The organism is Okeania sp. SIO3B5 (genome assembly GCF_010692555.1).
GTDB lineage: Bacteria > Cyanobacteriota > Cyanobacteriia > Cyanobacteriales > Microcoleaceae > Okeania.
Genome location: NZ_JAAHHG010000455.1, coordinates 1 through 8,097, shown reverse-complemented (window position 1 = coordinate 8,097; position 8,097 = coordinate 1). Strand labels below are relative to the sequence as shown.

Below are 8,097 nucleotides of genomic sequence, written 5' to 3'. Positions count from 1 at the left end.
GCCAAGAAAAGTATAAATTAGGAGAGAATAAACCCACTAACTCCGAGTTACAAAAACTGTTTATTACTCAAGCCAAAAAGACTGAAGATAGACAGTGGTTATCGGAAGTTTCTAATATACCACTACAGCAATCTTTAAATGATTTAAACCAAGCTTATCAAAATTTTTTTAAATCAACCAAAGGTCAACAGAAAGGCAGACCTATTAAACCTCCTAAATTTAAAACTAGAAAATCAAAGCAAACTGCTAGGTTTAGAAAAGGTGGTTTTAAAGTTGGTCAACATAAAGTCTATTTAGCTAAAATTGGGAAACTAAAAATAGTTTGGTCAAGAGAGTTACCTACTGCTCCATCATCAGTAACAGTAATCAAAGATTCAGCTAATAGATATTTTCTCAGCTTTGTCGTAGAAACAATACCTGAAATCTTACCTCAAACTGATAACTCAGTAGGTATAGATTTAGGCATCAAAACTTTTGCTACATTGAGCGATGGTACAAAGGTTGATGCTCCTAAACCACTAAAAAAACGAATTAAGAAATATCGAAAGTTAAGTAAATCATTATCTAATAAAACTAGAGGGTCGAAACGATATGAAAAAGCACGGGCTAGAGTGGCTAAATTTCATGCCAAATTAAAAGATACAAGAACAGATTTTCTGCATAAATTATCTACTGAAATAATTAGTGAAAACCAAACAATTGTTTTAGAAGATTTGAACGTTTCTGGAATGCTGAAAAATCGCAAATTATCCAGAGCAATTTCTGATTTAGGTTGGAGACAATTTAGGACACTGTTAGAAGGAAAAGCTGAAAAATACGGTCGCGATTTTCGAGTAATAAGCAGGTGGGAAGCAACATCTCAAACCTGCTCTAGTTGTGGTTTTAAAGGTGGTAAATTAGACCTATCAGTGCGAGAATGGGAATGTCTCAACTGTGGTACAAAACACGACAGAGACGAGAATGCAGCAATAAATATATTAGTCGCGGGCGGGCAGTCCGAGACTCTAAACGGACGTGGAGGCAAGCGTAAGACTACCGTCAAGGCAGCAGCAGCCTGTGAAACGTCAACCCGCCGAGGAGCTATGGCTCGGTAAGAATCCCCGTGCCTTTAGGCCGGGGAGGATGTCAAGGTCTATACCTTATAAGGAAATAAGGAACTCCTAAAACCCTTTTCTGATAGGGAGATGGGGATGTGGGGGGAGAAAAGCCTCTAACTAATCCAGGGCGACTTTGTGTTAAGCTCGGACTGGTTGCAATACCTTTTGAAGGTTAAATGTTATATGATAATTTGTTAACCTTGATACCATTTTATACTATACTCTTTTATAGATACATTGGTAGCATTAAAACCTACCATATTTTTCAGGATTTTATCTTAAATTTTTCCTAACATATTTAGACTAAAATAAACTTAGTGTTTTATGGGAAAAGTTAACTTGCTAAAATCAAAAAACACCAAATTAGAATAAAGGTGTTTTTAATACAACAGATGTAACTGGCAACTGATGAACTGTATAAAAAAATTTTGAGTTGCACTAAGCCTAGTAAATAGGCAGACCTTTGCGGTCAGGCAGACCGTGGCTTGGACTAGCAACCAAGTCTGGAAAGCTTGTGAAGCCAGCTTGGCTGATATACTTGGGAGAAGTCCTAGACTTTCGTTAGTACCAAGTTAAGTTTAGTCAAGAGGCAATCTGAAAGAAGCAAGAATTCTACGCCATACCATAAAGATTCATATTGAAGGATTAGTAAAGAATGACAGCAGCAACTCCAGTCACCGATAGCAGTTTTCAGCAAGAAGTGCTTGACAGTAACGTTCCAGTTTTAGTAGATTTCTGGGCACCTTGGTGCGGGCCATGTCGGATGGTGGCTCCTGTAGTTGAAGAAATTGCAGATCAGTATAAAGAAAAAATAAAAGTAGTTAAAGTAAATACGGACGAAAATCCTAATGTAGCAAGCCAGTATGGGATTCGTAGTATTCCTACCTTGATGATTTTCAAGGGAGGCCAAAGAGTTGATATGGTGGTTGGAGCGGTTCCGAAAACTACATTGGCTAACACTATAGAAAAGTATGTGGATAATGGTTGAGAACTTTTGAAACAGATATGTAGAAAGTTATAGAAAACTGTTGAAAGCTATAAAAAAAAGTAAGTTCACAGCTAAATTTTTGATTTACGTCGAGGAGTGTAGAAGTCTGTTGACAGGCTTGAAGCAAATGTGGATTCATCCCATTTGCGGTGGGTTAACCACGGAATCCAGGGTGTTTCAACCCCTGGAGATGTCAATGTTTTCTTTCTACAGTCTTACTTCTCAAGCAAGTAAGGTAGAGTTAACCTATTTTATGACTTAGCCGAGATTCTCAGTGGTCTCGGAAATTTTGTATTTGTATTTATAAATAAGTAAGGCCCAATCTAAGAGACTGTTTGTAAAAGGAACGTTAAATCCAGGGGTAGTGGTGTGAAATGCCTAGAATCCTGCAATATTAGGGGAGGCAGGCTTGCGTTATTCTTAATTGCTCAACATTAAATTGAGATGAACTTTTAGTATTTTAGCTATTCCGCCGAGAAGCCCCGCGCTCTACCGATAGGTGAGCGTCCTATGGGATAGGCGGGTCAATTTAGGGGTTCGATGCCCCGAAAATTGACATAAGGGTTTGTGGCTTAAATCAATACACTATTTTATATCATGTCCGGTTGAACAGTGATAAATAAATAACTACGGAGGAGTCAGGAGTCAACCCACCCCTAACCCCTCCCAGGAGGGGAAGTCAGGAGTCAGGAGGAAAGAGGGAAGAAAGAAGAAGAACTGGAGTTGAAGGAGAAAGTTTTTTTATCACTAATTATCCGGACATGATATTACTATAGTAGTTGATAGGATATTCAAACAGGACTTTACCTTTACTATGTTGCGAGTAGTCATTGTCAGATTATATCCAGATACACAACAAAAACAGTTGCTAGAGCAAAGCTTTGGTAATTGTCGTTGGCTATGGAATTACTCTCTTAACTTGATTAACGAAACATATAAAAATACTGGTAAAGGATTATCAGGTTATGAAGTTAAAAAACTTATACCTTCTCTTAAGAAAGAACATGAATGGTTAAAGCTAACCTATTCTCAGTGCCTACAACAAGTCTGTTTAAATCTGGGTGTGGCCTTTAACAACTTCTTTGAGAAACGAACTAAATACCCTAGGTTTAAATCAAAACATGGCAAGCAGTCTATTCAATATCCTCAAAATGTTACGGTTCTTAAAAACAGCTTAAAACTTCCAAAAATTGGAGTTGTTAAAGCTATTATCCATAGACTTATTAAGGGTAAAATCAAAACCGTTACTGTATCTAAAAATCAATCCCATCAATATTTTGCTTCTGTGTTGTTTGAGGATTCTCAAGACAAACCAGAGTTGACTACAGTTGGTAAAGCAGTGGGCGTTGATGTAGGATTAACTGAGTTTGCAATTACCAGTGATGGTTTAAAGTACAATAACCCAAAATTCTTAAAACTTCATGAACGAAATTTAAAAAGGAAGCAACAGCAATTATCTAGAAAGGAAAAAGGCTCTAAAAACCGCAACAAAGCCAGAAGGAAAATGGCTAGAGTTCATCGAAAAATCTCTAACTGTCGTGAAGATTTTCTACACAAACTATCGCGTAGGATAGTAGACGAAAACCAAGTCGTAGTCGTTGAAAATCTGAATGTCAAAGGAATGATGAAAAATCACTGTCTAGCTAAAGCAATAGAACAAGTTGGATGGGGGATGTTTATGACTATGCTGAAGTATAAAGCAGAAAATGAAGGCAAGGCTTATCAAGAGGTTGATAGGTTTTTTCCTAGTTCAAAGACAAGTCATGTTTGCTTAAACCAAGTTGGAAGTTTACCCCTTAATGTTAGACGGTGGACTTGTGAAAATTGTCAAACAACCCATGATAGAGATATTAATGCTGCCATCAACCTCAGAGACGAGGGACTACGAATTTTGACCTGTGGGACGCGGGACAAAGCCCATCGCCAGACTGTAAGTCATAGTAATAGAGGACGTAAGAAATCTACTACTATAGCGGGTCTCTGGGTAGGAAGCCCGCGCTGTACGCTTGCGTCAGCGTCGGGACAGTTCACATAGATAATAAAAATATAGAAAAATTCAATTGACTACTCCCCGCATCTATTGCCGAGGGGATTCTAAGTTGATACTACACAACAGGATAAATCCTTGTTGCTTCGTTTCTCATGATTCTGACCAAAGATATATTCTTTGGGGACAATTTCCGCGGTGCCCCTACACAGTCGGCTTAAGTATAAACCTAGCTTTCTGCTTACTTTTGTATATCCAGAAAATAGCACAGGACAACTAAAGTTGTCTAGTCTAAACGACTCCCTTGTTTTCATCCCCCGGTTAAAACACGCTTGCTCTCAACGTCGCTTTTCGGTAAATTTTTACTTAATTTACAAAAAGAATTAAGAGCGAAATTGGGAGATCAAATACAATTAACCAGGAAAAATGAAAAAACCATCGACTAAAAAATTCCAGTAAAAATTAAAGTTATTAAATATTGGGAAAAAGTTAATGGCCTCAGATTATCAGAAAACAGCAGTTGAGTCTCTTGAGGTAGAAGTGACTAAATTAGTCAAAAATTTGCCGACTCTAAAGCATGAGAAATGGATTAAGCGATCGCTCTCCACCATTGTTAGTATGGCATCAGAGGAGCTAGACCGACTAGATTGGAAGATATTAGCAGCTTCTCTACAGGATATGGAAAAAGGATTTGAGATATTTTACCCCTATCGCCATATTCGCAAAATTACGATATTTGGTTCTGCACGAACATCTCCAGAAGCTCCAGAATATCAAATGGCCGTAGACTTTGCCCGTCGAATTACTCAGCAAGGTTTTATGGTAATGACAGGTGGTGGAGGCGGAATAATGCAAGCTGGCAATGAAGGTGCAGGGGCTGAAAAATCTTTCGGCTTAAATATTCAGTTACCTTTTGAAGCAAAATCAAATCCTTTTATTGAAGGAGAACAAAAATTAATTAACTTTAAATACTTTTTTACTCGCAAGTTATTTTTTCTTAGAGAAAGTGATGCTTTAGCTTTATTTCCTGGTGGTTTTGGCACTTTAGATGAAGCATTTGAAAGTTTAACATTAACACAAACAGGTAAATATGGCCCAGCGCCGCTAGTATTAATAGATTGTCCTGGTGGAAACTATTGGCATGACTGGAACAATTTTATTCATAAACAACTGCTTCGGCGTGGTTTGATTAGTCCAGAAGACCCTAGCCTATATACCATTACAGATGACTTGGAAGAGGCTTGTCAAGCGATCGCTAACTTTTACAGAGTTTATCATTCGAGTCGTTATGTGGGAGAAAAGTTGATAATTCGTCTGAATTTAGAACTTTCAGAAAGTGATGTAGAGTTTTTGAATCAAGAGTTTAGTGATATTTTGACTATGGGAAGAATTGAAAAAAGTAAGGCTTTACCAGAAGAGTCTGGAGATGAAACTGCTCATCTTCCCCGTTTAGTTCTAAATTTTAATCAAAAAGATAGTGGTAAGTTATATCAAATGATTGCCCAGATAAATAAGATGGGAATAAATGCACCAACTCATCCAGAACATAAATAATAGGCATCTTTTCCAACCTTCAATTTGTCGTTTGAAGTCATAACCAGTAGCAGGTACTACTGGTGTTTCAAAGCTACCATTGACTACTAAGTTGTTTGGTGCTGTATTGTCACAACTCTATTGTTCGACAATATCGTTAATATTGATGGTAAATGCCTTCTGGAAAGTTCCTTCTTGTGAGTCTAGTTGTTTGGACTCGAATACTATAGTTAGATTTTGTTTCATAGTCTGGTGAATCTGTGATTTTTAGTTGGTTACTATCTATAGTGAAGGCTGAATTATCAGTGTCTCCGTTACCACTAACTAATTGGTAGGTAAAGGTATTATCATCGGAGTCAGCGGTAGAGAATGTTCCTACTACTTTGTTAACTGGTACGTTTTCGTTGATAGTAGTGTTGCTGAGTGCGAGGTTGGTGGGAGGATAGTTGATATAGCGATCTAGGTTGTTTAACCAAACTTTGTTAGGCTGACTGTTATTAGCAACAAAAGCGTCCAGATCGCCATCTCCATCCACATCTGCTAAACTCACACCATAACTTCTGGAACGCCCCAAAGCTTGCTGTGAGTCAGTGAAATTTCCCCTACCATCGTTTAACCAAACTGTGTTAGGCCGATTATTATTAGCAACAAAAGCATCCGTGTCGCCATCTCCATCCACATCTGCTAGGCTCACACCATAGCTTCTGGAACGCCCCAAAGCTTGCTGTGAGTCAGTGAAATTTCCCCTACCATCGTTTAACCAAACTGTGTTAGGCCGACCATTATTAGCAACAAAAGCGTCCAGATCGCCATCTCCATCCACATCTGCTAGGCTCACACCATAGCTTCTGGAACGCCCCAAAGCTTGCTGTGAGTCAGTGAAATTTCCCCTACCATCATTTAACCAAACTGTGTTAGGCTGACCATTATTAGCAACAAAAGCATCCGTGTCGCCATCTCCATCCACATCTGCTAAACTCACACCATAGCTTCTAGAACGCCCCAAAGCTTGCTGTGAGTCAGTGAAATTTCCCCTACCATCATTTAACCAAACTTTATTGGGCTGATTATCATTAGCAACAAAAGCGTCGAGATCATCATCTCCATCCACATCTCCTAAACTTACACCATAGCTATAGTAATTCCCCAAAGCTTGCTGTGAGTCAGTGAAATTGCCCCTACTATCATTTAACCAAACTTTATTCTGCTTATGCTGACTATTGTAATTAGCAACAAAAGCGTCCAGATCGCCATCTCCATCCACATCTGCTAAACTCACACCATAACTTCTGGAACGCCCCAAAGCTTGCTGTGAGTCAGTGAAATTGCCCTTACCATCATTTAACCAAACTTTATTGGGCTGCTCAAAATTATTAGCAACAAAAGCATCAATATCGCCATCTTCATCCACATCTCCTAAACTTACACCATAGCTATAGTAATTCCCCAAAGCTTGCCCAGAGTAAGTGAACTCAATATTCGGAGTAGCATTGACTGTTTGTATCGTTATGGCAAATATGGCAACTGCCATTACAACCCCTAGCAAAGCTTGAAACCACTCCTCCAAAGTTTGTTTCAGTTGTGCTGAAGGATTAAATTCATTCTCTATTGTAGTTTCGGCTACATTTGCTTTCTGTGGCCTTTTTGAAAATGTTCTCATAGAAATTAGCCTGCTATTTGTGACTTAAACAACTTAAACATTTTATGGTTGAAAAATGGCTATTTGCGTAGCATTCTTCAGGAAGAGTCATATCATGTTCGGTTGAATACTTAGGGTTTGCTGAAAAAGTCTTATGGGTGAGGGTAGGAGACAACCCACCCCTAACCCCTCCCAACCCACCCCTAGCCCCTCCCAGGAGGGGAGGGGAAGACAGGAGACAGGAGACAGGAGGAACGGGGAATTATAGAGGAGGTAGTCGGAAAAATTGTCCCTTGATTTGTCTGCCATAATACTCCCAAAATACTAGCTTTTTGCAGCTCTTGCCACTGAAAAACTGACACTTTTTTAGATAAAAAAATGCTACAACCAATATCAGTCAATGCTTTGAGATTTAATCAGCAAGCCCTACTTATAATATCTGTAGACCGAAGGTAGAAGGCAGAGGGCAGAAGGGTTAGAACCCACATTCCGCACCACAAAATGTAGTATAGAAGGAGGAGACAGGAGACAGAATTTGAGAAGAAAATCATAGCTGCCGCGATCGAGAACACGATCAAGCAAGTATTTATGCTTAATTATTTACTCAAAATTTGATCGACGAAAAAAGTAATTGAGATGATTTGTATAGTATAAATACCTACAAAGCTACGGATTTATATACTACTTTTAATGATACAAACTGAAGTGCGGAATGTGGGTTAGAAGCATTTGGACAAATTCGCTAAGCCCTATTTAGGGTTTGCTGAAAAAGTCTTTTAGTAGGGGTAGGAGACAGGAGACAACCCACCCCTCGCCCCTCCCCCTCCCAACCCACCCCTAGCCCCTCCCAGGA

The 8,097-nt window shown here is 38.9% G+C and carries 5 protein-coding genes; 4 read left to right on the top strand and 1 reads right to left on the bottom strand.

Going from position 1 to position 8,097, the window contains the following annotated elements:
- The 4 genes from F6K54_RS35280 to F6K54_RS35265 form a co-directional block, all read left to right on the top strand.
- Positions 1-1,094, top strand: a 1,094-nt coding sequence (locus tag F6K54_RS35280; protein WP_293088381.1) for an RNA-guided endonuclease TnpB family protein, incomplete at its 5' end; no start/stop codon positions are given.
- A gap of 658 nt (positions 1,095-1,752) precedes the next feature.
- Complete coding sequence (gene trxA / locus F6K54_RS35275; RefSeq protein WP_293088379.1) at positions 1,753-2,085, top strand: thioredoxin; 333 nt, start codon at positions 1,753-1,755, stop codon at positions 2,083-2,085.
- Between the two features lie 814 nt (positions 2,086-2,899).
- A complete protein-coding gene (locus tag F6K54_RS35270) occupies positions 2,900-4,120 on the top strand; it encodes an RNA-guided endonuclease TnpB family protein (RefSeq protein WP_293088378.1) in 1,221 nt (406 codons plus the stop codon).
- 444 nt (positions 4,121-4,564) lie between these two features.
- Positions 4,565-5,626 carry an LOG family protein gene (locus F6K54_RS35265; RefSeq protein WP_293088376.1) on the top strand — a complete coding sequence of 354 codons (1,062 nt, stop codon included), beginning with the start codon at positions 4,565-4,567 and terminating at the stop codon, positions 5,624-5,626.
- A gap of 136 nt (positions 5,627-5,762) precedes the next feature.
- Here the strand turns inward: F6K54_RS35265 and F6K54_RS35260 are convergent, their stop codons facing one another.
- Positions 5,763-7,265 (bottom strand): FG-GAP-like repeat-containing protein, encoded by a 1,503-nt coding sequence (locus tag F6K54_RS35260; protein WP_293088374.1) that lies wholly within the window; start codon positions 7,263-7,265, stop codon positions 5,763-5,765.
- Positions 7,266-8,097 lie beyond the last annotated feature (832 nt).